Annotated in this window: 22 protein-coding genes and 1 pseudogene; 17 read left to right on the top strand and 6 right to left on the bottom strand. The window is 72.6% G+C overall.

The features are described from left to right. Positions 1 to 12 precede the first annotated feature (12 nt). A complete protein-coding gene (locus tag ABZV06_RS00360; RefSeq protein ID WP_355617363.1) occupies positions 13 to 1,008 on the top strand; it encodes a DUF2156 domain-containing protein in 996 nt (331 codons plus the stop codon). Between the two features lie 67 nt (positions 1,009 to 1,075). Here the strand turns inward: ABZV06_RS00360 and ABZV06_RS00355 are convergent, their stop codons facing one another. From ABZV06_RS00355 to ABZV06_RS00340, 4 genes are all read right to left on the bottom strand, one after another. Beyond that, a complete protein-coding gene (locus tag ABZV06_RS00355) occupies positions 1,076 to 2,935 on the bottom strand; it encodes a bifunctional UDP-sugar hydrolase/5'-nucleotidase (protein WP_355617360.1) in 1,860 nt (619 codons plus the stop codon). 126 nt (positions 2,936 to 3,061) lie between these two features. Then, positions 3,062 to 5,797 (bottom strand): molybdopterin cofactor-binding domain-containing protein, encoded by a 2,736-nt coding sequence (locus ABZV06_RS00350; protein WP_355617357.1) that lies wholly within the window; start codon positions 5,795 to 5,797, stop codon positions 3,062 to 3,064. Then, positions 5,794 to 6,651, bottom strand: coding sequence for an FAD binding domain-containing protein (locus tag ABZV06_RS00345; protein ID WP_355236334.1), 858 nt, complete (start codon positions 6,649 to 6,651; stop codon positions 5,794 to 5,796). The genes ABZV06_RS00350 and ABZV06_RS00345 overlap by 4 nt, the downstream gene beginning before the upstream one ends. Before the next feature lie 439 nt (positions 6,652 to 7,090). Continuing rightward, positions 7,091 to 8,644 (bottom strand): helix-turn-helix domain-containing protein, encoded by a 1,554-nt coding sequence (locus tag ABZV06_RS00340; RefSeq protein ID WP_355617355.1) that lies wholly within the window; start codon positions 8,642 to 8,644, stop codon positions 7,091 to 7,093. A gap of 134 nt (positions 8,645 to 8,778) precedes the next feature. On the opposite strand from ABZV06_RS00340, the gene uraD reads away from it, so the two are divergent. The 16 genes from uraD (at position 8,779) to ABZV06_RS00260 (ending at position 24,047) form a co-directional block, all read left to right on the top strand. After that, complete coding sequence (gene uraD / locus ABZV06_RS00335) at positions 8,779 to 9,282, top strand: 2-oxo-4-hydroxy-4-carboxy-5-ureidoimidazoline decarboxylase (protein ID WP_355243813.1); 504 nt, start codon at positions 8,779 to 8,781, stop codon at positions 9,280 to 9,282. After that, positions 9,279 to 9,605: a hydroxyisourate hydrolase gene (gene uraH, locus ABZV06_RS00330; protein ID WP_355243810.1), complete on the top strand. Its 327-nt coding sequence runs from the start codon at positions 9,279 to 9,281 to the stop codon at positions 9,603 to 9,605. Before uraD ends, uraH begins: the two co-directional genes overlap by 4 nt. A 5-nt stretch (positions 9,606 to 9,610) precedes the next feature. Beyond that, positions 9,611 to 10,477, top strand: coding sequence for a factor-independent urate hydroxylase (pucL, locus tag ABZV06_RS00325; RefSeq protein ID WP_355243807.1), 867 nt, complete (start codon positions 9,611 to 9,613; stop codon positions 10,475 to 10,477). Next, positions 10,462 to 11,853 carry an 8-oxoguanine deaminase gene (locus ABZV06_RS00320; RefSeq protein WP_355617352.1) on the top strand — a complete coding sequence of 464 codons (1,392 nt, stop codon included), beginning with the start codon at positions 10,462 to 10,464 and terminating at the stop codon, positions 11,851 to 11,853. The genes pucL and ABZV06_RS00320 overlap by 16 nt, the downstream gene beginning before the upstream one ends. A 40-nt stretch (positions 11,854 to 11,893) precedes the next feature. Further along, positions 11,894 to 13,447: a malate synthase A gene (gene aceB / locus ABZV06_RS00315; RefSeq protein ID WP_355617655.1), complete on the top strand. Its 1,554-nt coding sequence runs from the start codon at positions 11,894 to 11,896 to the stop codon at positions 13,445 to 13,447. Further along, positions 13,447 to 14,619, top strand: a complete 1,173-nt coding sequence (locus tag ABZV06_RS00310) for a hypothetical protein (RefSeq protein WP_355617349.1) — start codon at positions 13,447 to 13,449, stop codon at positions 14,617 to 14,619. The genes aceB and ABZV06_RS00310 overlap by 1 nt, the downstream gene beginning before the upstream one ends. Then, positions 14,616 to 15,932 carry an allantoinase AllB gene (gene allB, locus ABZV06_RS00305; RefSeq protein ID WP_355617346.1) on the top strand — a complete coding sequence of 439 codons (1,317 nt, stop codon included), beginning with the start codon at positions 14,616 to 14,618 and terminating at the stop codon, positions 15,930 to 15,932. Before ABZV06_RS00310 ends, allB begins: the two co-directional genes overlap by 4 nt. Next, positions 15,929 to 16,921 carry an allantoicase gene (gene alc / locus ABZV06_RS00300; RefSeq protein WP_355617343.1) on the top strand — a complete coding sequence of 331 codons (993 nt, stop codon included), beginning with the start codon at positions 15,929 to 15,931 and terminating at the stop codon, positions 16,919 to 16,921. The genes allB and alc overlap by 4 nt, the downstream gene beginning before the upstream one ends. A gap of 73 nt (positions 16,922 to 16,994) precedes the next feature. Next, on the top strand, positions 16,995 to 18,521 hold the full coding sequence (locus ABZV06_RS00295) for an RICIN domain-containing protein (RefSeq protein ID WP_355617340.1): 1,527 nt from the start codon (positions 16,995 to 16,997) through the stop codon (positions 18,519 to 18,521). Between the two features lie 130 nt (positions 18,522 to 18,651). Beyond that, the gene (locus ABZV06_RS00290) at positions 18,652 to 18,939 is read left to right on the top strand and encodes a WXG100 family type VII secretion target (RefSeq protein WP_355243789.1); all 288 of its coding nucleotides are present in this window, start codon (positions 18,652 to 18,654) and stop codon (positions 18,937 to 18,939) included. Positions 18,940 to 18,977: 38 nt separating this feature from the next. Next, positions 18,978 to 19,265, top strand: a complete 288-nt coding sequence (locus ABZV06_RS00285; protein ID WP_355617337.1) for a hypothetical protein — start codon at positions 18,978 to 18,980, stop codon at positions 19,263 to 19,265. A gap of 81 nt (positions 19,266 to 19,346) precedes the next feature. Then, on the top strand, positions 19,347 to 20,033 hold the full coding sequence (locus tag ABZV06_RS00280; protein ID WP_355243784.1) for a hypothetical protein: 687 nt from the start codon (positions 19,347 to 19,349) through the stop codon (positions 20,031 to 20,033). A gap of 3 nt (positions 20,034 to 20,036) precedes the next feature. Continuing rightward, positions 20,037 to 22,529: a hypothetical protein gene (locus tag ABZV06_RS00275; protein ID WP_355617334.1), complete on the top strand. Its 2,493-nt coding sequence runs from the start codon at positions 20,037 to 20,039 to the stop codon at positions 22,527 to 22,529. Further along, on the top strand, positions 22,526 to 23,281 hold the full coding sequence (locus ABZV06_RS00270; protein ID WP_355243779.1) for a hypothetical protein: 756 nt from the start codon (positions 22,526 to 22,528) through the stop codon (positions 23,279 to 23,281). Before ABZV06_RS00275 ends, ABZV06_RS00270 begins: the two co-directional genes overlap by 4 nt. Continuing rightward, positions 23,278 to 23,730 carry a YbaB/EbfC family nucleoid-associated protein gene (locus ABZV06_RS00265; protein WP_355243776.1) on the top strand — a complete coding sequence of 151 codons (453 nt, stop codon included), beginning with the start codon at positions 23,278 to 23,280 and terminating at the stop codon, positions 23,728 to 23,730. The genes ABZV06_RS00270 and ABZV06_RS00265 overlap by 4 nt, the downstream gene beginning before the upstream one ends. Next, positions 23,730 to 24,047, top strand: a complete 318-nt coding sequence (locus tag ABZV06_RS00260; protein WP_355243773.1) for a WXG100 family type VII secretion target — start codon at positions 23,730 to 23,732, stop codon at positions 24,045 to 24,047. The genes ABZV06_RS00265 and ABZV06_RS00260 overlap by 1 nt, the downstream gene beginning before the upstream one ends. Before the next feature lie 67 nt (positions 24,048 to 24,114). Here the strand turns inward: ABZV06_RS00260 and ABZV06_RS00255 are convergent, their stop codons facing one another. Both ABZV06_RS00255 and ABZV06_RS00250 read right to left on the bottom strand, forming a co-directional pair. Next, the gene (locus tag ABZV06_RS00255) at positions 24,115 to 24,960 is read right to left on the bottom strand and encodes a hypothetical protein (RefSeq protein ID WP_355617331.1); all 846 of its coding nucleotides are present in this window, start codon (positions 24,958 to 24,960) and stop codon (positions 24,115 to 24,117) included. A 60-nt stretch (positions 24,961 to 25,020) separates the two neighbouring features. Then, positions 25,021 to 26,466: pseudogene (locus ABZV06_RS00250) on the bottom strand (hypothetical protein); the annotation flags it as partial.

Below are 26,466 nucleotides of genomic sequence, written 5' to 3'. Positions count from 1 at the left end.
GAGGTCGCTGCTGTGGAACCGTTGACCGCCCTGGACGTCCTGCGCCGGCACGGGCAGCACTCCAGCGCCGCGCTGGCCCTGAACAGGGACACGCGGCACTTCACCGTGCCCGGCCTCGACGGGTTCATCGCGTACCGGCCGGCCGGCCGGCGGCACGCCGTGCAGCAGGGCAGCGTGCATGCCGACCCGGACGACCGCAAGCGGCTGCTCGGCGCCTTCCACGGCTGGGCCGCGCAGGAGGGTCGCCGGCTGTGCGCGATCCAGCTCACCCCGGACGACCTCGACCTGTACGCCGAGTTCGGTTACCACCTCAGTCAACTCGGTGCCGCGTACTCGATCGACCTGGACAGCTTCACGCTGCGCGGTCGTAAGTTCGAGAAGGTCCGCAACAAGTTGGCCCGTTCCCGGCGGGCCGGGATCACCGTCGTGGAGGCCGGCCGGGACGTGCCGTACGACGCGGCGCTCACCGCCCGCCTGGACGCGATGGACGCCCGCTGGCTCGCCGACAAGGGCCGGCACGTCAAGCAGATCGAGTTCCTGGTCGGTGAACGTGCCCGCCAGGACGACCCCGTGCGCCGGCTGTTCCTCGCGCTGTCCGACGGTGAGCCGGTGGCGTACGTGTCGTACTCCCCGGCGTTCGGCCGGGAGGGCGGATGGCTGTACGACATCACGCGCCGCGAGCCGGACGCGCCTCCCGGCGCGGTCGACCTGGCGTTCGTGGTCGCGTTGCAGCGCTTCCAGGCCGAGGGGGTGCGGTGGCTGCACCTGGGCCTCACGCCGTTCCGGGAGCTGTCGGCCGCACACCAGCCGACGTGTGGCAGCCACCGGGGCACCGACCGGTTGGTCCGGTTCATCGCCGAGCACGGTGACTGGATCTACCCGGCCCGCAGTCAGGCCGAGTTCAAGGAGAAGTGGCAGCCGAGGGTGACGCCCGAGTACGTGGGCTTCCATCCGAGCGTGTCCCTGCGTACCGTCTGGCGGCTGCTGCGGCTGACCCGGGCGGTGTGACGCCCCGACGGTCGTCTCCGGGAGCCGCGCGGGCCTTCCGGAGACGACCGTTCGTCTCAGCCTCGCGTCACTCGACGGTCAGGCGGACGCGCCGCCGGCGGGCCGCGACGAGCGCGACGACGCCGGCCAGCAACAGGAGGATGCCGGCGCCGGCGATCGTGAGGGCCTTGACGCCGGTGATCGGCAGGCCGGGACCGCCGGCCCCGCCACCGTTGCCCGTGCCGCCGCTGGGACCGGCGGTGGGGCTGGCGCTGGGCTCACCGCTGGGACCGCCGCCGACCGGGGCGCCCGGCTGGTCGACGGTGTACGCGCGCTCCACCGTGTCGGCCGTGACCGGGGACTTCGCCCGGAAGTAGTCGACAAGCACGGTGAGGTCGTTGTCGCCGGTCGCGAGCGGGTCGACACCACCGGCGAGGGCCTTGAAGTTGTCACCGCCCGAGGCCAGGAACGAGTTGACCGTCACCCGGTAGGTGCCCTTCGGGTCGATGACCGTGCCGTTGAGGAAGATGCGGTCGGCGACGACCCGATTGCCGGCGGGACCGTTCGGGTCGTAGACGTAGCTGAAGCCCTTCGAGACACCCAGGTGGAGGAAGGGCCGCGACGCGCCCGCCGGTTGCCACTGCTGCTCCAGTGTCTCCTTGATCTCCGCACCGGTGTACGTCTTCGTGATCACGTCGTTGGCGAAGGGCTGGACGGTGGCGGCGTCGGCGAAGGTGACCGTGCCGTCGGGACGCTTGACGAAGTCGGCGCGCAGGCCGCCCGGGTTCATGAAGGCGATCTGCGCTCCGCCCCGGTTGGCGGCGCGGGTGCCCTCCAACTGGACGTCCGCGATGAAGTTGCCGAGGGTCGACTCGTTGCCACGGTCCTCGACGCCCTCGGCGGTGACGGCGCGCTTGATGTCGGCGGTGATCTCGCCGATCTTCACCTTGCCCTGCACGTCGGCCTCGGCCTTGGTGTCGGCGACGAACTGCGCGACCGCCGGGTCCGCCGGGTAGCCCTTGATCGGAAGGACCGCGCCCTCGGCGGCGGTCACCTTGCCGTCGGCGATGGTGAGCCTGACCTGGTCCAGCGCGTCCCCGTACCGGCCGGTCTGCAGGACGAGCCGCTTGTGCCCCAGGTTCGGGACGTCGTACGCGCAGTTGTACGGGACGTGGGTGTGACCCGAGATGATCACGTTGATGTCGGCGCTGGCACCGGTCACGATCTTGCCGAACGGAGTGGTCGGGTCGGCCACGGCTGCGCAGGCTGCGGCGTCCGTGCCGCTGGCCTCCGAGCCCTCGTGCACGAGGAGCACGACCGCGTCCACGTCGTCGTCGGCCTTCAGCTTCGCCGCGACGCGGTTCGCCTCGGCGGTCGGGTCCTTGAAGGTCAGGCCCGGAATGCCGGCCGGTGACACCAGCGACGGCGTCTCCAGGGTGACCGCGCCGACGACGCCGATGCGGACGCCGCCGACCGTCAGCACGGTCGACTCCGCCAGGCGGCCGGGAGCGGCCTCGGTGCCCCGGTACACGTTCGCGGCCAGGTACGGGAAGCCGGCGCGGGGGATGACCCGGTCGTTGAGGTCGTCGAACCCGCGGTCGAGTTCGTGGTTGCCGATGCTCGACGCGTCGACACCGATCATCTTCAGGAAGTCGATCGTGGGCTCGTCCTTCTGCACGAGCGAGATGAACGGGGACGCGCCGATGCTGTCACCAGCCGACATGACCAGCGTGTTGTCGTTCTCCGCCCGCAACTGCTTGATCATGCCGGCCATCTGGGCGGCGCCGCCGACTCCCGCCGTGGGCGCCTCCAGGCGGCCGTGGAAGTCGTTGAAACCGAGGATCTGCACCTCGGTCGGCGCGGCCTGCGCCGGGGCCGGCGCGGTGCCCAGCACGACGAGTGTCGCCGCGGCCGTGGCCAGTGCCGCGCGTATGGGAAGGGAACGCAACTGATACTCCTCATCAAACCATCGGTGGAAGCGCCGTCCGGGCGCCCCGAAGGAGATTGCTTGATCTTCGCGCTCATGGTCAGTCATGTTTGTGAATGGCGAGTAACGTACCCGTTCACGCGACGATCAAGTAATTTCCGGCGCTGAGCGTCGCTCGTGCAGAGCGAGCCAGACCCGGTCGGCGGTCAGCGGCAGATCGGTGAAGCGGACGCCGGTCGCGTCGCGCAGAGCGTTCGCCAGCGCCGCGGCGACCGGGTTGAACGGGCTCTCGCTCATCGACTTCGCGCCCAGCGGCCCGACGGCGTCGAGGGTCCGCGCGAAGTGGACTTCCGTGCGGGGGATGTCGGCGAGGGTCGGCAGGTGGTACTGGCGGAAGGCGGCAGTGGTCACCGTACCGCCGGCGTCGACGCGTACCTCCTCGTAGAGGGCGGCCCCGATGGCCTGGGCGACCCCGCCCTCGACCTGGCCCCGGCACTGCATCGGGTTGACGACGGTGCCGGCGTCGGCGGCGTGGACGCTGCGCAGGATGCGGATCGCGCCCGTGTCCGGGTCGACCGCGACCCGGAACCAGTGCGTGTTGAAGGCCACCGAGCGTGGCGTGCCCCCGCAGTGCCCGTCGGCTGCGGTCCGCGCGCCGGCCGAGTGGGCGAGTTCCCACAGGTCCGGCAGGGGTAGCCGGTGGCCGGCGCAGTCGAGCGCGTCGGCGTCGAGCCGGCACTGCGCGACCGGTACGCCGGTGTGCGCGGACGCGAACGCGAGCAGGCGGTCGCGCAGTTCCTGGCAGGCGCGCAGAACGGCGGTTCCCGCGACGATCGTGCCGGTGGAGCCGAACGCCCCGGTGTCGTGCCCGACCAGGTCCGTGTCGGACTGGCGGATCGCGATCCGGTCGGGCGTGGTGGCCAGCGTCTGGGCGGCGAGCTGCTGGTGCACTGTGGTGCTGCCGTTGCCGAACTCGGCGGTGCCGACGGCGACCTCGAAAAGCCCGTCGGGCAGCAGCGTCACCCGGGCGTCCGCGTGGTGCCCGCCGGGTGGCGCGGTGGCGATCATCGACAGGGCCATGCCGTGCCCGGTGAGCCAACCGGGCGGTGCGGGCGGTCCCGCGTCCCTTCCCGCGGCGGCGACGACGTCCAGGCACTGGTCGAGTCCGTAGCTGCCGACGGTCAGGTCGTCGTCGTGGCCGGCCGGGGGGACAAGCCGTTCACCGGGGCGTACGACGTTGCGGGCGCGCAGGGCGACCGGGTCGATGTCGAGGCGTCGGGCCAACTCGTCGAGGACCGACTCGACGGCGAAGCTGACCTGGCCCAGGCCGTAGCCGCGGAACGCGCCGGCGGGGACCGTGTTGGTGTAGACCGCGTACCCGTCGACCCTCTTGTTCGGGCACCGGTACACGGACAGGGATTCGTGGCAGCCGTGGAACAGCACACCGGGCCCGTGGTTGCCGTACGCGCCGGTGTTGGAGACGACCCGCAGGCGGATGCCGGTCAGGGTGCCGTCCCGCTGGGCACCGGCCGTCACCTCGACGGTGAAGGGGTGGCGGGTGGTGGTGGCGGTGAACTGCTCCGCGCGGGTGTGCTCGAGTTTCACCGGGCGACCCGTCCGCAGCGCCGCGAGGACGACGAGGTCCTCGACGAGCATCTCCTGCTTGCCGCCGAACCCGCCACCGACCCGGCCGGTGAGCACCCGTACCCGGTCCGGCGGCAGGTCGAACAGCCGACACAGCGCGCGGCGGGTGAGGAACGGCGTCTGGGTGCTGGAGCGCACGGTCACCCGCCCGTCGTCGTCGACCCAGGCCAGCGCCCCGTGCGTCTCCAGGCTGGCGTGCTGCACACGCTGGGTGCGAAAGGTCTGCCGATGGACGAGGTCGGCGGCCGCGAGCCCGGCGTCCACGTCGCCGACCTCGGCGTGGATCTCGCCGACCACGTTGTCGGCCGCTCGGGCGATGCCGGCCTCGGCACCCTTGTCGACGTGCAGGAGCGGCGCGCCCGGTGCCATCGCCTCCTCCGGGTCGACGACCGCCGGTAGCACCTCGTAGCGCACGACGACGCGTCGACAGCCCTCCTCGGCGGCGGCCTCGGTGTCCGCGACGACGGCGGCGACCCGTTGGCCCACGTGGCGCACCACGTCGTCCAGGAGCCGGGTGTCGGCCGGGTCGTCGCTCGGATGCTCGTGCTGCGCGGTCGAGTAGAGGCGATCGGGGGCGTCCGCGTGGGTGAGCACCGCGTGGACGCCCGGTAGGGCGAGCGCCGCCGTGGCGTCGACGGCCAGGATTCGCGCGTGCGGGTGGGGAGAGCGCAGCACCTTCAGGTGCAGCAGACCGGGCACGTCGACGTCGAACGTGTACCGGGCCGTGCCGGTGACCACCTCCCGACCGGCCGGCGCCGGCACGTTGACCCCGACCGCCGCGCCCGAGGCCGGCTCGTGGACGTGCCGGTCGCCGCGAACGGCGTCCTCGATCGCCCGGTAGCCGGTGCAGCGGCACAGGTTGCCCTTCAACGCCTGCGGGAGCGCGTCGAGTTGGTGCTCGTCGAGCGCGGCGGCCGTCATGATGAAGCCGGCGGTGCAGAAACCACACTGGAAGCCCTGCGCGTCCAGGAAGCGCTGCTGCACGGGGTGCAGGCCGTCGGGCGTGGCGAGACCGCCGATGGTGGTGACCCGACGACCCCGGGCCCGGACCGCCGGGTAGACGCAGCTGTGCACGGGCTCGCCGTCGACGTGCACCGTGCAGGCGCCGCAGTCGCCCGCGTCGCAGCCCTTCTTGACCCCGAAACGGCCGTGTTCGCGCAGGTAGGTGCGCAGGCACTGGCCGGGCCGAGGTGCCTGGTGACACGCCGTCCCGTCGACCTCGATCTCTCCGGTGGTCACCGCGCGCTCCGTCCGGCGAGTTCGGCGCGGATCTGCTCGGCGAACAGCAGGGTGAGGTGGCGTCGCCACCGCGGCAGACCGTGCACGTCGTCGACGTACCGCTCGGCGGGTATGCCGTCGGTGACGGCCTGCCGCAGGGTCTCGGCCGTGGGCAGGGCGTCGAACCGGAGCTGCACCGGCCGTACCGTCGACGCGGTCACCGTGAGCACGAACGACCCTTCGGCCGGGTCGGTGCGGCCCACCAGCAGCGCGGCGGACCGGCCGCCGACGAACAGCGACCCCCGCCGGAACGCGCTCGGGCTGCGCAGGGTGGCGGCGGGCAGGGTCATCGACCGCAGGAACTCCCCGGGTACGAGGGCGGTGGTGCCCTCGCCCGTCACGAAGTCCGCGACCGCCAGCTCACGCCGGTCGCCCTCGGCGGTCAGCAGCAGGCAGGTGCCGTCCAGGGCCGCCCCCAGCGAGATCATCGGGCCGGCCGGTAGCGCCGTGCACAGGTTTCCGCCGACGGTCGCCGTGTTCCAGATCTTGAACGAGGCGAGGAACGCCTCGCAGCACTTCTGGATCAGGTCCCGCAGTGCCGTCGGGTGCGCCGCCGCGGACCGCGCCAGCTCCGCGATCGTGCAGGTCGCGGCGATGTCCAGGCCGCGCGGTGTCGCGGTGACCGGCGGCCAGTCCTCGCCGGCCAGGTCGCGGAGCCGGCGGAGGTGCCGCTGCGGCTCGGAGAACAGGTACGTGCCACCGGCGAGCCAGGCGTCGCCCGCCTGCCACCGACCGGCCACCGCCGCCGGCACCACCGTCCGCACCGAGTCCAGATCCACCGCGCACACCCCGTCCCGCGAAGCCGGTCGGCTCACCTGCCAGCCATCTCAGCAGTGCGGGAGGCCGCAGCCCATTGGCTCAGGGCACGAAGGCTGCCGGGTGGTCGCCGCCGCGAGTTGGGCGTTCGCACAGCGGGCACCTGGACGAGTAGTTGCCAACCATCGCTCGGGCGGTGGGCGCAGCCGGCGGCCGACGGTGACCCTCGGTCACCGTGGTGGAGGGCGGATGCGGTCGTCGGCGGTAGACCTCTAGGCCGTATGTCAAGGTCCTCGGTCGAGCCGAGGGGCAGACGGCGGACACCACAATGAGGGTGATGCCTGTGAGTCATCTTGATGACCCACAGGCATCACGCTCAATGGAGCGGGCGGCTCCGATCCGGCCGGACCACGGGCCCGCGAGCGGCGTTTCACCAACGGCCGAAACGGCCGGTCCTCTCGGCCTCCGCAGGCCGGCCAGGGGCTTTTGACACACGGCCTAGTGGCGTTGCAGTTGCAGCGCGAGGTACAGGTCGACGCGGTCGTCGAAGCGGTGCAGCTTGCGACCGGTGAGCTGCTCGATGCGGTGGATGCGGTAGCGCAACGTGTTGACGTGCACGTGCAGCTCCTTCGCCGTGCGGGTCCACGAACCGTCGCAGCGCAGGAACATGTCGAGGGTGTGCACGAGGCGGGCGTCGTGGGCCCGGTCGTACTCGGCGAGGGGGCGTAACAGCCGGCGGTGGAACGCCCGTCGGGCCTCGGTGGGGACGCCGGCCAGCAGCAGCGCGTGCGAGGACAGGTCCACACTCGACACCACCGCCACCCGGTCCTGCCCGGTGACGGCGTACCGGTAGGCGTGGCGTGCCTCCTCGACCGCCGTGTCCAGCGCGTCGACGCCGGACGCCGCGGCGCTCAGCCCGATTGCGAACCGTGCCCCGCGCAGGCCCGGTGTCAGCGCCCGCGTCGCCTGACGGATTCCCTCCACGAGGTCGGCTGGGCCGACGCCGGCGGGGGAGTCGACGGGGATGACCGCCTGGACCTCGTCGCCGACGGCGGCGATGGCGGACAGGGGCGCCAGGGGTCGGACGACCTCCTCGACGACCGTGAGCGCCAGATCGTCGGACGCTGGCGTGGCGGGCCCGGCGGTGAGGGCGACGAAGGTGGCGTCCGGGTCCAGGCGACACGCTTCGAGACGCGCCGCGATCTCGGCGGGCGCGGCTTTGCCGACCAGCGGTCGCAGCAGGAGCGCGGCGAGGCGACGCTCGACGTGCAGGTGCCGGTCGAGGTGGGCGCGTTCGAGCGTGAGCAGGGTGATCAGCCCTTCGACGGCCTGGCGGCGCTCGGGCTCCCAGGTGGCCGCGTCGCCCGCGCAGGCGAGGAACCACGCGCCTACCCGGCGGCCGGGGTGTGCGCTCGCGCCGAAGAGCGAGAAGCGCCGGTCCCGGCCGACGCCGACAACGTGGGGCAGCCGAGGGGCGGTCAGGAACGTACGCGCCAGACGGGCACACAGGTCGTCGTCGATCGGAGCGGTGCCCGCGACGAGCCGACCGGTGGGCGACAGAACCCAGCAGGGGATCTCGGCCGCGGCCGAGGGCAGCAGGTCGGCGAGGTGCGCGTCCTCGGTGAGGGCCGCGATCAGCCCCTGGTGCCGGTGCACGGTCGCGGCAAGTCCGGTGGCCCGCTCGACCCGCAGGGCGGCGCCGATCGCATCGCTGATGACGGTGAACGACACCTCGACGGGCACCTCGAACACGGGGATGTCGTGACGTGCGCACGCCTCGACGACATCGTCCGGAACCGTGCCGAACGCCGCCGCGCCGGCACCGACCGCGCTGACGCCCGCCCGCGCGACGGCCGCCGCGAACACCTCGGAGTCCGTCGGACCGCGTCTCCACATGAGACCGGTGAGCACCACCTCGCCGCCGGACAGGTAGCGGCTCGGGTCGAGCAGGTCGGTGGTGAAGAACTGCTGGATCACCCGCTCGCCCTGGCTGTGGCCGCTGAGCAACGTCAGCTTGAGGTTGGCCTGGCCCAGGAGGTCGTTGAGGCGCATCGACAACTCCTTGCCTTGGAGGAAGCTCCAGAGACCGTAGGGCGGCAATGTTTCAAGTTCGGTTCGCTCGCCCAATGCACCCGGGTCGATGTCGCTGTTTGACTACCGCCACCGCAGGGTGGAAGGGAGATCCGGTGCACGAGCGTCTGACGTGGTTCAACGCGTTGTCGGCGGCCGACGCCGAGCGGGCGCTGTCGGCCTGCTGCGCGTCGCCGTCGTGGGCGCGGGCCGTGGCCGCCTCCCGTCCCTACGCCACGCCGCACGCGCTCGTCGACGCGGGCTCCGCGACGCTCGCCGCCCTGCCGTGGCCCGACATCGCCGAGGCGCTGGCGGCGCATCCCCGGATCGGGCAACGGGCCGACGGCGACGGGCGCGACGCGGCCTGGTCCCGCCGTGAGCAGGCCGGCGTCGCGGACGGCGACGAGGAGACCCGGATCGCCCTGCGCGAGGTGAACCGCGCCTACGAGGCCCGCTTCGGGCACCTCTTCCTGATCTTCGCGAACGGACGGTCGTCCGCGGAGATCGTCGCCGCCGCCACCGCCCGGCTCGCCAACGGCGCCGCAGCGGAGCGGGAGGTGGTCCGGGCCGAGCTGACACGCATCACGGCGCTGCGACTGACGAGGCTGATGGACGAGTGAGCCTCTCCACGCACGTCCTCGACACCGCCCGTGGCGAACCGGCCCAGGGCGTGGCGGTGCACCTGTACCGCTGGACCGGCGACCGGTGGATCGACGTCGCCACGGGGCGTACGGACCCCGACGGGCGGCTGCGCGACTGGGTGCCGAAGCGGCGCTGGGCACGGGGGACCTACCGGCTCTGCTTCGACACCGCCGGCTACCTCGGCCTCGGGGCGTTCTTCCCGGAGGTCTCGGTGGTGTTCGTGGTCACGGATGTCTGGCGGCACGTACACGTCCCCCTGCTGCTGAGCCCGTACGGCTATTCGACGTATCGAGGGAGTTGACCCCATTGGACGTTGTTCTCGGTCCCCACCAGTACGGCAAGGCCGAAGTGCGGCTGGTCCACGTCGTCCGCCACGGCGAACGGCACGACCTGACCGACCTGACGGTCGGCGTCGCGCTCGCCGGCGACCTGGCCGACACCCACCTGACCGGCGACAACAGCAAGGTCCTGCCGACCGACAGCCAGAAGAACACGGTGTACGCCTTCGCGCGCCAACACGGCGTCGGCGCGATCGAGGACTTCGCGCTGCGCCTGGCACGGCACTTCGTCGAGTCGCAGCCCGCCGTCACCCGGGCGACCGTCGACGTCCACGAGCACGCCTGGGATCGCCTGGGGGCGCACTCCTTCGCCCGCTCGACGGCGGAGACGCGGACGGCGACCGTCACCGTCGACGGGCCGGACGCCGTCGTCGTCTCCGGGCTGACCGGGATGGTGCTGATGAACACGACCGACTCGGAGTTCTTCGGGTTCGTCCGGGACGCGTACACGACGCTTCCCGAGGCGCACGACCGCATCCTGGCCACGGCGGTGGACGCCCGCTGGCGACACGCGACGAGCGGAAGCGACGACTGGGCGGTCTCGTTCGGCGAGGTACGGCGGCATCTCGTCGAGGCGTTCGTCGGCACGCACAGCCTGTCCCTGCAACAGACCCTGCACGCGATGGGGCAGCGGGTCCTGGAACAGCGGCCGGAGATCACCGAGGTGCGGATGTCGCTGCCCAACAAGCACCACTTCCTGGTCGACCTCGCACCGTTCGGGCTCGACAACCCCAACGAGGTCTTCCACGCCCCCGACCGCCCGTACGGGTTGATCGAGGGCGCGGTGCGCCGCGAGGACGCGCCACGGTGGATCGAGTCGTGGTGGGACGTGTGACCTCGCCCCGGCCGGAGCGCATCGTCATCGAAGGCTGCGCGGTCGCGACTGTCGACGGCGCGGGCCGGGAGTACGAGCGCGGCCACCTGGTCGTCGAGGGTGGACGGATCGTCGCCGTCGGCCCGGGCCCGGCGGCCGAGCCCGACGAGGCCGTGTCGGTGCGGCGCGTCGACGGCGCCGGCTGCCTCGCCACACCGGGGCTGGTCAACACCCATCACCACCTCTACCAGTGGGTCACCCGGGGTCTCGCGCAGCAGGCCGACCTGTTCGGCTGGCTCACCGAGCTGTACCCGGTGTGGGCGCGTATCGGCGAGGAGGACGTGTCGGCGGCTGTCGGCGCCGGGCTGGGCTGGCTCGCGCTGTCCGGCTGCACGACCACCACCGACCACCACTACGTGTTCCCGGCGGGGGCCGGCGACCTGTTCGCCGCCGAGGTGGCCGAGGCGGGTCGGGTGGGGCTGCGCTTCCACCCCGTCCGCGGCTCCATGGATCTCGGGTCGTCCGCCGGTGGTCTGCCTCCGGACCACCTCGTGGAGGACACCGACGCCGCACTGGCCGCGACGGCCGACGCGATCGACCGCTTCTCCGACCCCGCGCCCGACGCGATGGTCCGGGTCGCGGTCGGCCCCTGCTCGCCGTTCTCGGCGAGTGAACGGCTGATGCGGGACGCCGCCGCGTTGGCGCGGGACAGGGGCGTCCGGCTGCACACCCACCTGGCCGAGACCGTCGACGAGGAGGAGTACTGCCGGGCCACGCACGGCTGCGCGCCCGCCGAGTACGCCGAGCGGCTCGGCTGGCTCGGCGACGACGTGTGGCTCGCGCACGGCGTGCACCTGGACGCCGACGCCATCGGGCGGATCGCCGCTACCGGCACGTCGCTGGCCCACTGTCCCAGCTCCAACGCCCGGCTCGGCGCGGGCATCGCCCCCGTGCGGGACCTGCTCGACGCCGGCGCGTCCGTCGGGCTCGGCGTCGACGGCGCCGCCTCGCAGGAGGCCGGACAGATGGTCGCCGAGGTGCGCCAGGCCCTGTTGCTGGCACGACTGCGGGGTGGGCCGACCGCCCTGACCGCGCGTGAGGCGCTCGCCCTCGCCACCCGTGGTGGCGCCCGCTGCCTCGGCCGCTCCGACGAGATCGGCTCGCTGGAGGTGGGCAAGTGTGCCGACGTGGCGCTCTGGCGCATCGACGGACTCGGTCACGCCGACATCGCCGATCCGGTCGCGGCCCTCGTCCTCGGCGCGCCGCCACCGGTGGAGCTGCTGCTCGTCGGCGGGCGACCGGTCGTCGAGGGCGGCCGGCTGACCACCGTCGACGAACAGGACCTGCTCCTGCGGGCCCGGCGCGCGGCGGGTCGGCTGCGCGCCGCAACCCCGTGACGGCGTACCGACAGCGAGGACAGGAGCGGACGTGCCGACGATGACCGAACAGGAGATCCTCAGCCCCGAGGCGCTGGAGTTCGTCCGCGAACTGCACCGCCGCTTCGGGGCGCGCCGTACGGAACTGCTCGACCGGCGCGCCCGGCGACGAGCGGAGATCGCCCGGACCGGCCGACTCGACTTCCTTACCGAGACGAAGGACGTCCGCGCCTCCGAGTGGCGGGTCCCCCCGCCACCACCCGGTCTCGTCGACCGTCGCGTGGAGATCACCGGCCCCACCGACCGCAAGATGGCCATCAACGCGCTCAACTCCGATGCGCAGGTCTGGCTCGCCGACCTGGAGGACGCCAACACCCCGCACTGGGCCAACGTCGTGGCCGGGCAGGTCAACCTGTACGACGCCGTCCGCGCCACCATCACCCACGACACGCCGGACGGGCGGCACTACGCCCTGCGCGGCGACGGGCCGCTCGCCACCATCGTCGTACGACCACGGGGCTGGCATCTCGACGAGCGTCACGTGCTGGTCGACGGGGTGCCGGCCGCCGGCGCGCTCGTCGACTTCGGTCTGCACGCCTTCCACAACGCGCGGGAGTCGATCGCGCGGGGCGCCGGCCCGTACTACTACCTGCCGAAGCTGGAGAGCCACCGGGAGGCGCGGCTCTGGCACGACGTGTTCGCGTACGCCGAGGATGCGCTCGCGATCGGACGCGGCGCGATCCGCGCGACAGTGCTCATCGAGACCATCACGGCGGCGTTCGAGATGGACGAGATCCTGCACGCGCTGGGACCGCACGCGGCCGGGCTCAACGCGGGGCGCTGGGACTACCTGTTCTCCGTCATCAAGACCTTCCGCGAACGCACCGTCCTGCCCGACCGTGCCGCGATCACGATGACCGCGCCGTTCCTGCGCGCGTACACCGATCTGCTCGTCGCGACCTGTCACCGCCGCGGCGCGGTGGCGATCGGCGGCATGTCGGCCTTCGTTCCCGGCGGTGACGCGCAGCGGAACGCGGCGGCATTCGCGCAGGTCCGCGCGGACAAGGAGCGCGAGGCGAACGACGGCTTCGACGGTTCCTGGGTGGCCCACCCCGCGCTGGTGCCGGTCTGCCGGGAGGTCTTCGACGGTGTGCTCGGGCAGCGGGACAACCAACTGGACCGCACGCGCGACGACGTGCGCGTGCACGCCGACCGGCTGCTCGACTTCACGGTCGCGGGCGGCGAGGTCACCTCGGTCGGGCTGCGGACCAACGTCTCGGTCGCGCTGCGATACCTGGAGGCCTGGCTCCGGGGCGTCGGGGCCGTCGCCATCAACAACCTCATGGAGGACGCGGCCACCGCCGAGATCTCCCGGGCCCAGGTCTGGCAGTGGGTGCACCAGGGAGTCCGGCTGGGCGACACCGGCGAGACGGTCTCCGCGGACCTCGTCCGACGCGTCGTGGGGGAGGAACTGGCCGGCATCCGGCACGCCGTGGGTGAGGCCGGCTACGTGGCCGGACGGTGGACGGACGCCCGTGCCCTCGTCGAGAGGGGCGCACTGGACGACGAGTTCGTCGACTTCCTCACGGTGCCCGCGTACGAGGTCGTGGACTGATGGGCCGCCGACTGCACGAGCGGACCGGCCTCGAACTGGACCGCCGGCTCGCGCCGGTCGACGAGGCGCTGCGGCGGCGCTACCCGGGTGAGGCGCCCGGCCGGCAGCCGGTGCACACCGTGTACGTCCCGGCGGACCGGTACACCCCGGACCTGTGCCGGCGGTGGGGCGAGCAGGCGCTGGACGCGCTCGACGCGTGCCCGCCCCTGCCATTCCCGGTGGAGCTGCGCGACCGTGTGCTGGCGAAGCTGTCCACCGAGCCCGTCGAGGATCTGCGTCTCGACTTCGAGGACGGCTACGGCGTACGCGACGACGACGAGGAGGACGAGACCGCCCGCGTCGCCGCGACGGCACTGCGGCACGGTCCGCGCCCCGCGTTCGTCGGACTGCGCTGCAAGAGCCTCGACCCGGACAGCAGGGACCGGGCGATCCGCACCCTCGACGTGTTCCTCGACGCGCTCGGCCCACCCCCACCCGGCTTCGTCATCACCCTACCGAAGGTCCGGGCCGTGGAGCAGGTCACGGCGATGGCCCTGCTGTGCGCGGCGCTGGAGGCCGCGTACGCGTTGCCGGCCGCGAGCCTGCGGTTCGAGCTGCAGATCGAGACCCCGGAGGCGGTACTGGGCGCCGACGGCACCGCGACCGTCGCCCGCATGATCACCGCTGCCGGGGGCCGCTGCGTCGGGCTGCACTACGGCACGTACGACTACAGCGCCGCCTGCGGTATCGCCGCCGCCCACCAGTCGCTCGACCACCCCGTCGCCGACCACGCCAAGGCCGTCATGCAGGCGGCGGCGGCCGGCACCGGCGTACGCCTCAGCGACGGCTCGTCCAACGTGCTTCCGGTCGGCGACGCGACCGCCGTGCACCGGGCCTGGCGGCTGCACACGAGCCTCATCCGGCGGTCCCTCGCACGCGGCTTCTACCAGGGCTGGGACCTGCACCCCGCGCAGTTGCCCACCCGGTACGCCGCCACCTATGCCTTCTTCCGCGAGAGCCGCGCGACCACTGTGGAACGCCTCACCGCGTACCTGGCCCGTCGGGCCGGGGGCGTGCTGGACGAACCGGCGACCGCCCACGCGCTCGCGGGGTTCCTGCGCCGTGGCGTCGACTGCGGCGCGCTCGACCCGGACGAGGTCGGCGTGGACCGAGCCACCCTGGAGGCGCTGTGAGCTACGACCTCGTCCTGCGCTCGACGCGGGTCGTCACCCCGCAGGGCGAGCGGCCGGCGACGGTCTGCGTCACCGACGGACGCATCATGGCGGTGACCGACCACGACGCCACGCCCCACGGGCCGGTCACCGACCTCGGCGACCTGGCCCTGCTGCCCGGCATCGTCGACACACACGTGCACGTCAACGAACCGGGGCGTACGGAATGGGAGGGTTTCGCCTCGGCCACCCGCGCCGCGATAGCCGGCGGCGTGACCACGATCGTGGACATGCCGCTCAACTCCGTCCCGCCGACCGTGTCGGTGCCGGCCCTCGACGTGAAGCGCCGCGCCGCCGACGGCGCGGTCCACACGGACGTCGGGTTCTGGGGTGGTGCCGTGCCCGGCAACGCCGGAGACCTCGCGGCGCTGCACCGCGCCGGTGTCCTCGGCTTCAAGTGCTTCCTGGTCGACTCCGGTGTGCCGGAGTTCCCACCGCTGGACCCACCGGCGCTCGACGAGGCTCTGCGCGCGGTCGACGCCCTGTTCATCGTGCACGCCGAGCACCCCGACGACATCAGCGCCGCACCGCCATCCCGCCGCTACGCGGACTTCGTGGCGTCCCGGCCGCCGAGCGCCGAGACGGAGGCCATCGCCCGGGTGCTGGACGCCGCCCGACGCGCCGGCGCGCGGGTCCACATCCTGCACCTGTCCTCCGCGGACGCCCTGCCGCTGATCGCCGCCGCGCGTGGCGCTGGTGTCAGGGTCACCGTCGAAACCTGCCCGCACTACCTCTGCCTGACCGCCGAGGAGGTGCCCGACGGCGCCACCGAGTACAAGTGCTGCCCGCCGATTCGCGACCGCGCCAACCAGGACCGGCTCTGGGCGGGACTCGTCGCCGGCGTCATCGACTGCGTCGTGTCGGACCACTCGCCCAGCACGCCGATGCTGAAGAGACCGCCGAGCGGTGACTTCGCCGCCGCGTGGGGAGGCATCTCGTCGTTGCAGATCGGCCTGCCGGCCATCTGGAGCAGTGCCCGGCGGCGCGGTCACCGGTTGGTGGACGTCGTCCGGTGGATGGCGCAGCGGCCCGCCGAGATCGCCGGACTGGGCACCAAGGGGCGCATCGCCGCCGGCTTCGACGCCGACCTCGTCGCCTTCGCGCCGGACGAGCCGTTCGTGGTCGACCCGACCGCGCTGTGGCACCGCCACCCCGTCACCCCGTACGCCGGGCGGACGCTGCACGGCGTCGTACGCGGCGTGTGGCTACGTGGTCGACCGGTCTCGCCGGACGGTCCGCCACGGGGACGCCTCATCTCCCGGAGCAGCCGATGACCACCCTGCCCGACCTGGCCTCCCGGGTGCTGTCCGGAGGCGTCGTCCACGCCAACGACGAGTTCTTCGCCCCCGCCGACTATCTCGTCGACCCGAACCCGCCGACGTTCACCCCGGGCACGTTCGGGGCCAAGGGCCAGGTCTACGAGGGGTGGGAGACCCGGCGGCGGCGTACCCCCGGGCACGACCACGCGATCGTGCGCCTCGGCGTTCCCGGGATCGTGCACACGGTCGTCGTGGACACCAGCCACTTCACCGGCAACTACCCACCGCACGCGGCCGTCGACGGCTGCCGCCTGGACGGTCATCCCACACCGGACGACCTGGCCGAGGCGACCTGGACGCCCCTGGTGCCCCGGGCGGCGCTCGCCGGCGACACCCGCAACGTCTTCGGAGTCGAACCGGGCCAGCGGATCACCCACGTACGCCTGTCGATCTTCCCGGACGGCGGTGTCGCGCGGCTGCGGGTGCACGGCGAGGTGACCCCCGACCCCCGGTTCCTCACCGGCGGCCTCGTCGACCTCGCGGCCCTGGAACACGGGGGACTCGTCGTGGACTGCAGCGACATGTTCTACGGCACGCCCCACAACCTGATCGCCCCGGGCCGGGCCCGCACCATGGGGGAGGGCTGGGAGACGGCCCGCCGCCGCGACGACGGCAACGACTGGGTCCTGCTGCGTCTGGCCGCGCCCGGCGTCGTCCGCCTCGTCGAGCTGGACACCAGCCACTTCAAGGGCAACGCGCCCGGGGCGGCGGCAGTCCGCGGCTGCGCCACCGACCCGGACGACCCGGATGGCTGGTTCGACCTGCTGCCGGTGACCCGCCTGCAACCCGACACCCGGCACCGCTTCCTGGTCGCGGACGCGGACGCCGTCACCTGGGTACGACTCGACGCGTACCCGGACGGCGGAATGGCCCGCCTCCGCGTCCTCGGTGAGATCACCCCGGCCGGCCTGGACACCCTGCGAAGGCGGTGGTCGTCGGCGTGAACCTGACGCCTGCGGATCTCGTTGCAGGTGCGTGGCGTCGTCGTCGGAAACACTCAACGTGCGAGTTCGGGGGATGTATCCGCGTGGTCGTGGCTGGGTCGTCGGCCTGGTCGCCGCCGGTGTCGCCGCCGTCGTCGGCATCGGGGTGACCGCGTACGCGCGTCACGACGAGATGGTCGGCCGGTCGCTGTCGGACGACCAGATGTCCGCCGTACTGTCCGCGGGTCACGCCTGCCCGATGCTCTCCTCGGCCCGCATCGCCGGGCAGCTGATGGCCGAGTCCGGCGTGGACACGGACGCGACACGCACGGTGTCCGGCGGCAGCGGCCTCGCCGGCCTCGACGACCAGCAGTGGCGGCGGTGGGCACCCTGGACGGGCGCGCGGCGCACCGACCCGGCCGCCGCCGTGGCAGCCCTGTCACACCTGATGTGCCAGCTCGGCGCTGAGATCCGGCAGGCCGGGATAGAGGGCGACCCGTGGCGGCTGTCGCTTGCCGGTTTCCGGGCCGGCGTCCCGGCGGTGACCAGGGCCGGCCGGGTACCCGACCCGGCGGCCGAGTACGTCGACCGGGCCGCCGGCTACGCCACCTACTACCAGGGCCTGCCGCACTTCGCGGACGCCGGCACACTGACCCTCACGGCCGGCACGGCCCCGGACGCCGTACCCCTGCCCGAAGCGCTCGCGCCCGTGCTCGCCGCCGCCGGCCGGCGGTGCTCGCAGGTCCCCGCCGCCGCGCTCGCCGGTCAGATGATGGCCGTGTCCGGGTTCCGGGCGGACGGACCGGGCGGCGTCGCCGGCGTGCCGCCGGAGCTGTGGCAGCGGTACGCGCCCGCGAACGCCTCGCCGTCGAAGGCCGAGGACGCGGTCGGCGTGCTCGCTCTCGCGATGTGCCGGCTGGCAACGGAGCTGGCCGGACTGCCGGGTGACCCGTACCTGCTCGCGCTCGCCTCGTGGCGTGCCGGCGAGGACACCGTCCGACGCGCCGGGGGCGTACCGGACGCGATGACACTGTCCTTCCTGGAACAGGTCCGCCGGTACACCGACTACTACCGGCTCGACACCCGTCTCGGTGCCGGGCCGGTGGCCGCGCCCTCGCCGACGCCCTCCGTGTCCGTCGCCCCGTCGACGTCCTCGGCGGCCACGCCGTCACGGCGGGCGAGCGCGCCGCCTCCCGCGTCGCCCAAGCCGACGGCACCCAAGCCCACGCCGAGCCGCAAGCCGTCTGGAACCATGTTCGCGCATGAGCGGTCCGGTCAGTGCCTGGACGCGGGCGCCGCCACCAACCTGCTCGCCTCCCGGATCGAGCCGTGTGACCCGTACAAGGTCTCGCAGCGGTGGAACGTGCGGTCGGATGGCACGATCCGGTCCGCCCGCAGCGGGCTCTGCCTCGACGTCAACGACAGCGGCGTCACCGACGGCACCCTCGTGCAGACCGCCACCTGCAACGGTGAAGACACCCAGCGCTGGACTCTCCGCGACGACGCCCTGATCAGCCCGGTGAACGGCGGCATGTGCGTGGACATCGGCTGGGACCTGGCGACCACGGCCATCTGGACCTGCAACTACGACGAGGACCAGACCTGGCGGCCGGTCACCTGATCGGACGTCCGTCTCCGGTGAGGGAAATCCCCGGAGATCGACCCGCGACTCTCCCGGTCGGACCTGTGCCGGCCCGCCGGCTGGTTGTCTATCGGTGCCAGCGATCACCGGTGCACAGGAGGCAGCCAGCATGGCGATCACCGACATCACCCCCGACGACGTCGAGGCAGCGGCCGACAACCACGACGCCGCGGAGCAGGACCTCGACAAGCAACGTACGGGCCTCGACCAGACCGTGAACGACCTCTACGCGGCCAACTCCGGCGTCCTCATGGAAACGCTCAACAAAGTCCAGGACGAATGGAGTACCGACATGATCGGCATTCTCAAGCTCCTCGACGACTGCGAGCAGTATCTGCGTGATTGCAAGACGGAACTGGAGCGGCTCAACCAGGAACAGGGCGAATCCCTCTCCTGATCGCCGTCCCCCACCAACCTCGAGAAGGAGCACCTTCCGTGACGGATCCGGGCTACATCAAGTACGACTACGACTCCATGGACGTCGCCTACGACGAGATGAAGCGCATCAGCGACAACGTGATCGCCCAGTTGGACGTCCTGGAGCAGGAGGCGAAGAGGGTTCTCGCCTTCAATGGTGACTACGTCCTCAACTACGAGCAGAAGGCCCAGAAGGTCCGGGACGGGATCACCGACTTGAACAACGCCACCCTCCTGCGGAGCAAGGAGCTGGCCGAGAAGTTCGCCGACTACGCGGCGACCGACAAGAAGCTCGGCTCCCGGTAGACCGCAGGGGCGGCGGGGAGTTTCTCCGCCGCCGCCCGCACCGCGCGACGCACACCTCGGCCCGGAAAGGAGCAGTGAGCAATGGCCAGCTCGGACAGCACCGAGATCGACCTCTCGGCGTTGCGCGACGCGGCGCGACAGATCGAGGACCTCATGAGCGACGGCAGCATGACGATCTTCGAGACGGCGGCGGACACCAGCGCGCTGGAGGCCGGCAAACTCGACGCCGCCCAGTGGCTCGAGGCCATGGTCGCCGACCGCGGGGCCGGTCTGCGCCAGCACGCCCTCGACCTACAGGCGTCCTTCGAGGCACTCGGCACCAGGCTGCGCACCATCGCCGACATCTTCGAGCAGCAGGACCAGGCCAACGGCGACTCGCTCCAGGGCAAGGCCGTCGACGAGATCGAGACCTGGACCGCATCGGTCGGCGGCCTCACCATCCCACCCGCCGACGGCGAGGAGACGTACGACACCGGCGACAACGTCAACCGCGACGGCGCGCGCCTCGGCTTCGAGGTCGACCCGATGACGGGCGAGGCGAGGAAGGCCGACGACGGCAGCATCGAGGTCACCCTGCCGGCGCCGGAGGACCTGAACGTCACCGTCTTCCCGGACACCTCCATCACCCCACAGGTGCTCTTCACCGACACCGACGTCCTCGACTACGACTACGAGGGCGGGTTCTTCACCGACGGCGAGAACAACCAGTCGGTGCCGACGAGCACGAGCGTCACCGCGACCGTCGCGCCCGAGGACGACGAGAAGTAGGCCATGCCCGAGGATTCGGTCGGCTCACTCCAGACGCCAGCTCCCCGTGGGCAGACGTTCGCCTCGCTGCACGTGTGGACGGACCTGCAGCCGTACGTCAGCGAACTGGTGGACAACACGGCGGAGACCGGCAACGCCTGGCACGACGCGGGGGCCGCCTTCGACAAGGCCGCCGCCGAACTCGCCCGCATCAACGACGAGTTCGACCGGATCAAGACGGCACTGGACCCGGGCTTCGTCGGTCAGGCCGGTGACGCGTTCCAGGAACGGACGACGGAACTGCTCAACCACAGCCGCGCCGTGCACGACCGGCTGGAGGGGTACGGGCAACTGGTCGGCGACGTCGGGCACGACATCAAGGTGTTCGCCACCGCCTTCTGGGAGGCGGTGGAGACGTTCCATCAGCTCACCGACCAGCAGGAGAAGCTGTTCGAGGGGGCGGTGTACGACGCGTACAGCGCTGTCGAGCAGTCACCGCCGGCGGACATGCTGCAGAAGGCCCGCGACGCGGCGTACCAGATGGTCGAGCAGAACATCATGATGCCGCACATGCGGCAACTGCTGATGACGCTGAGCGACAAGTACGTCATCAAGGGCGAGGCGCTGGACCCGCTGGAGATCACCCCGCCGAACGTCTTCACCAGCGCGGCCGACGACTCGTCCTCGTCCAACGACGACGACTCCTCGTCGAACCAGGATGACGACGACTCCTCGTCGAACCAGGATGACGACGACTCCTCGTCGAACCAGGACGACGACGACTCCTCGTCGAACCAGGACGACGATTCTTCGTCCAACCAGGATGACGACGACTCCTCGGTGTCGGACGACTCCGACTCGGACTCCTCGTCGGACCGGGACGAGCGGGACGAGGCCGAGGACCGGGCTAACGAAGCGATCGACAACCTCCAGGACGCCGCGCCGGATGACAGCCTGGGCGGATCGACCGGCGGCTCGTCCGGCGGGGGACTCGGCGGCACCACGCCGGGCAGCAGCGGCTCCGGGTCCGGTGGCGGCGATGGTGCCGCCGAGCGGCAGGCCGCCCTGCAGGACGCGCAGGACGCCGCGAACGACGCCATCGACAGCCTCTCGAATCCGGCTGGCGGCACGTCCGGCAGTGGTGGGGCGCCGAGCGGGGAGACCTCCGGTGCGGGTGCGGGCGGTGGCATGCCGGGGATGGGCAGCGGCGGCAGCCCCGGGTCCGGTAGTTCGGGTGGCGGCAAGGGCAGCGGCAGCGGCGGGGGGCCGAGCAGCGGCAGCAGCCCCGGCAGCGGCGGTGGTAGTCCCGGTGGCGGCATGCCCGGCGGCGGGTCGGGCAGTTCGGGTGGCGGCAAGGGCAGCACCGGCGGCGCCGAGCAGGCACGTCAGAAGGCGCTGGACGACGCACAGAAGGCGGCGAACGACGCGATCGAGGGTTTGCAGTCCGCCGGTGGTGGCATGCCGGGCGGCGGCTCCTCGGGAAACGGTCTGCCGACCGAGTCCTCCGGCCCGTCCAGCGGCTCCGGCGGTGGTACCGGACCCGGTGCGGGCGGCGGTCAGCCGTCCGAGGCCGCCCGGCAGCAGGCCCTGAACGACGCCAAGAAGGCCGCCGACGACGCCATCGCGGACCTGTCGGGCAAGTCCGGCGCGGGTGGCGCCGAGCGTCAGCAGGCGCTCGACGACGCCCGGCAGGCCGCGGACAAGGCCATCGAGGACCTGCTGGGCAAGGGCGACGCCAGCACTCCCGGTGCGGCTGTCCAGGATGCCCGGGACGCGGCGACCGACGCCATCGACGATCTGTTGGAGGAGAACGAGAAGAGTGACGCCGATCCCGCGTCCAAGGAGCAGCGTCGTGAGGCGCTCGAGGACGCCCGGGACGCGCTCGACCACTCCCTTGACGACATGGCTGAGTCGGCGGACGTCGTGGACCCCCGCGACGCCCTGCACGACGACGCCGTCCGTGAGGCCCGGGAAGCGGTCGACGCCGCGCTCGACGACCTGGTCGCGGACGCCGAGGCGCAGCCGGGCGAGAGCGCCGAGGAGAAGACCCGGATCGAGGCGCTCCAGGACGCCCGCGAGAGCGCGACCGAGGCTCTCGACGACCTGATCGAGGAGAACGGCGTCCACACCGGGGACGGCCGGCCCTCCAGCCTCGCCGACTTCCTGCGGGGGACCGGCGCCGGTGGAGGGTCGGGCGGTGGCTCGGGCTCGTCGGGCGGGCTCGGCGCGGGCGGCGGTGGAGGCTCGGCGGGCAGTGCGGGCGGTGTCGGTACCGCCGGCAGCCCGCTCACCGATCTGCGTCCGGCCGTTCCGGTGGCGCAGGCCGGCCCGACCGGCCCGGCGGCCGTCGACCCGTCCGCCGGGCAGGGCATGCCCATGATGCCGCCGATGGGTCAGGGCCACGGGCAGCAACCGTCACGCGACCGGGAACGCAGCATCTGGTTGGAGGGCGACGACGAGGCCTGGCAGGAGAACGGCGACGGGGCTTCCGCCGAGGCGATCGGGCGGCCGTCGTGACCGTCGCGTTGCTCCAGGAGGCGGCGGCCCGGCTGAGCCGTACGCCGCCTGCCGTCCTCTACGCCGCCGCGGACCGCTTCGAGGAGCGCCGGCAGACCTTCGCCGAACTCGCCGACCGGTACCGTCGTGTGCTCCGCGACGCCGAGGACGCCTGTCGGACCACCGGCTCGTCGTCCTCGCTGCCGTCGTCATCCGCCCACGTCGCGGCCGTGCTCGACCAACTCGCCGCGACCGACTTCGCGAGCGCGCTGCGCCGGGCGGGCGACTCGCTCGCCGAGGCCCGCGACCGGCTGGGCGAGCTGGTCGCCCGCCAGGCCGCGGATCCACAGACGCGACCCGACGGGTACGACGTGCAGGGCCAGGTCGTCCTCTCGTCCACCGGAGCGGCGCTCCTGCGGGCCGGGCTGGACCTGCCGCCGCCACCGCCGGTCACCGCGACCGGGCGGGAGCTGGCCGGATCGGCGCCCCCCGGAGTCGAGTTGTTCGCGGGCGACCTCGACCCCGACCGGGACGTCCCGCCCAGCCCGCCCGGTGCCGCATCGCCCGGCGCGGGCGCACCCATGATGCCGATGATGCCGATGGGCGGAATGGGCATGGGCATGGGCGCGGTCGGCGCGCAACAGCGCGAGCGGCGCGTGGTCATCCCCGCGCCTGTCGATCCCGGCCCCTGGGCCGAATCGTCCGACGGCTGGGGAACGCCCGGACGTGCTCGCCCTTCGACACCCGTACGCCCCGAGAGGAGCCCGTCATGACCGACCAACGAGCACCCGGCGACGCGACCGCCGGTTTCGAGGCCGCCCTACAGACCCTCGCCGAGGAACGGGAACGCCTGGGACGCATGCACGAGCGGATGGCCGAGGGCACGACGACCACCTCCAAGGACCGGATGCTGTCGGTCGCCGTGAATGCCCGCGGCGAGATCCTCAAGCTGACGTTCCACAACACCAGGTATCGCCAGATGGCCCCGGCCGAACTGGCCGCGCTCGTCACCGAGACGATCGCGGCGGCCCGGGTCGAGTCCCTGACCCAGCTCACCGACGTCGCCGGCGAGGTGCTGCCCGGCATCTCGTTCCAGGACCTGGCCGGCGGCCGGGTCGACCTGGAACGGATGGTGAGCAGCTTCCTCGGTGCCTCGCTGGACGTTCTGCCGCCGGGCGCGGTGTCCGCGGCCGACCAGGCACGGCTGCGGGGGGACAGCTGATGTCCGAGATCACCTCCGCGGACATTCCCGGTGTGCACGGCGTGGCCGACCGGCTCGGGACCGCCGGCGACCGACTCGGCGATGCGCTCAGGGCGTTGCAGCGGGACCTCGATGCCGTCTACGGGTGCTGGGGCGACGACGACGCGGGCAAGTCGTTCGCCAACAACTACGTCGGGACCGCCGAACAGCAGCTCGCCGACCTCGCCACGACGGTCGAGACCCTCGGTGGGGTCGCCGACAACCTGGACGTGATCGCCGACGCGTTCCAGCAGCTCGACGCGCAGGGCGGCGGCTCGCTGGAGCTGACCAGCGAGTAGCAGAGGGCACGGAGGATTCGATGGCGGAGGATTCCGGGCCCGGGGTCGTCGACCTGCCTCCCGACCTTCAGCGGCTGCTGAAGGTCGTGGTCGGCATGGAATGGCCCGAGGGCAACGAGGCGATGCTGCGGCGCATGCACGGGCTGTGGAGCGACCACGGTGACGTCCTGCGGGCACTGCGCGAGGACATGCCCGGGTTGGCCCGATCCCTCGGCGACTCGATGACCGGGTCGGCCGCCACCACGTACACCGATCTGGTCCGCTCCGACCTCCCCGGCGTCCTCGACGCCCTCGCCAGCGTGACCGACGAACTCGCCAAGACCTCGATGAACGCCGCCGCGGACATCCAGAAGACCAAGGTCACGATCATCGTGCAGCTGGTCGTGCTGGCGGCGTCCATCGCCTGGTTGCTGGCCACCCTCTTCGGCGCGCTCTTCATCCCGGTGGTCGTGGCCACCGCTCGCGGCATCCTGTATGCGATCCTGCGGACCCTGGTCACGGAACTGGCCGCCGAGGTCGCCCTCGGCTTCGGCGTGGACCTCGCCACCCAGCTCGCCCAGATCGCCCGCGGCCTGCGCATCGGTGGCCTGGACACCCAGTCGTTGCTGGTGTCCGGCGTCGGCAGCGTGATCGGTGGCGTCGCCGCCGGAGCAGGTCGCCTCGTCGCCGGCGAGGCCGCCCGACACCTGGCCAACGCGTGGACGAGCACCACCCAGAGCATCACCGGGAACGGGATGCGCGAGATCAGGGACATCCAGTTCAAGGGCGCGTACGCCGCCATCTCCGCGACCGCGCAGGGTGCCGGCGGGGCCATCGCGGACGCCAGCACCGGCGCGATCTTCGGGCAGGCGTTCAACTGGGGTTCGGTGACCGCCGCGACGATCGGCGGCGCGTCCGAGGGCGGACCCTCCAACGGCAGTCACGGCGGCGGCGTGGGCGAGGTGGCCGTGCCGGACATGGACGGCCTGCCCACCTACGCCGAAGCGGTCGGCGACCTCGACGAGAAGCCCGCCCTCGAGGAGAAGCCCGACGCGAACACCCCGGAGAAGCCGACCGAAACCGGCGGGGAGAAGGCGGGGGACACTGCCGCCGACCGGTCCACCTCGGACGCCACGCCATCGGCAGATGGGTCGGCGGCACCGAGTGCCACCTCCGGAGCGGCACCGGTGGGCACGTCCACCGGCGGTCCGGCCACCGCGCCGACGACCACCGCTCGTGCGAGCGGGTCATCCTCAGCCAGCCCGGCGGCATCCGGCGGATCCGCCTCGGCTCCGGCTGCCCCGTCGTCGGCGTCCTCCACGCAGGCAGCTCCGACGTCGGCCGCCCTGTCGTCGGCGGGGCCCGCGTCGTCTCCGGCGTCCTCTGCGTCGTCCGCGTCGGCGTCCTCCGCTCCGGCGTCCTCCGCTTCGGCGTCGTCCGCGTCGGCGTCGGCGTCGTCCGCGTCGGCGTCCTCGGCTCCGGCGCCGTCCTCGTCTGCATCGGCCGGATCGCCGTCCGGCGGCGTCGCTGCCGGTGCCGGTGCCGGTGCCTCGACGTCGGCCTCGGGGCCGGGTGTCCCGTCGGGCACGAGCCCTGGGTCGGGCGGCCAGGTGGGTACCGCCTCGGGGGCCGCCACCGCAGGCGGCAACGGGGCGGGCGCTCCCACGTCCGGCTCGACCGCCGGCAGCACGCCGGTAGCCACGGTCGGCGGGCCGTCGGGCGGGCAGACCGGCGGCGCTGCCACACCCACCGGTTCGGCCCCGACGACCACCTCGTCGTCACCCGCCGGCACGTCCACCGTGGCGGGTGGAGCGGCCGGTGCCGCCACCCCCACCACCGGGATATCCACCGCGGCGGCGGCCGGCGGCAGCCCGACGCCTACCGCGACGACACCCGGCTCGACTGCCGCCTCGTCCCCGGCCGCGTCCGCCGCCACTGCGACCTCCACGCCGGTCTCGTCGGCCAGCTCGCCGTCGACGGGACCGACGCCGTCGACAACCGCATCCGGGCCGCCGGTCGCCGCCACGACACCGACGACGAACGTCGCCTCGACGCCGACGTCGGCGAATCCACAGTCCACGTCCATGCCGGCCGCGTCGCAGTCCAACACGGCACCTGCGCCGACAACCACGTCGAGCACGCCAGCAGCCCAGGCCGCCACCGCGCCGTCGACCACCGCGCCGTCGACCACCGCGCCGTCGACCACCGCAACGTCGACCGGCTCGGCGTCGGCGACCACTCCAGCGTCGGCCACGACGTCAGCCCCGACGCCGAACCCCACGTCGACCGGTATGCCGTCCCCGAGGGTGGGGCCGTCCCCGACGGCGACGCCAGGTCCGACCGTGACGCCAGGTCCGACCGTGACGCCAGGTCCGACCGTGACGCCAGGTCCGACCGTGACGCCAGGTCCGACCGTGACGCCAGGTCCGACCGTGACGCA

It is taken from the genome of Micromonospora sp. NPDC005172, assembly GCF_040608555.1.
GTDB lineage: Bacteria > Actinomycetota > Actinomycetes > Mycobacteriales > Micromonosporaceae > Micromonospora.
The sequence above is the reverse complement of the archived record's forward strand: the minus strand, read 5'-3'. Positions and strand labels throughout refer to the sequence as shown.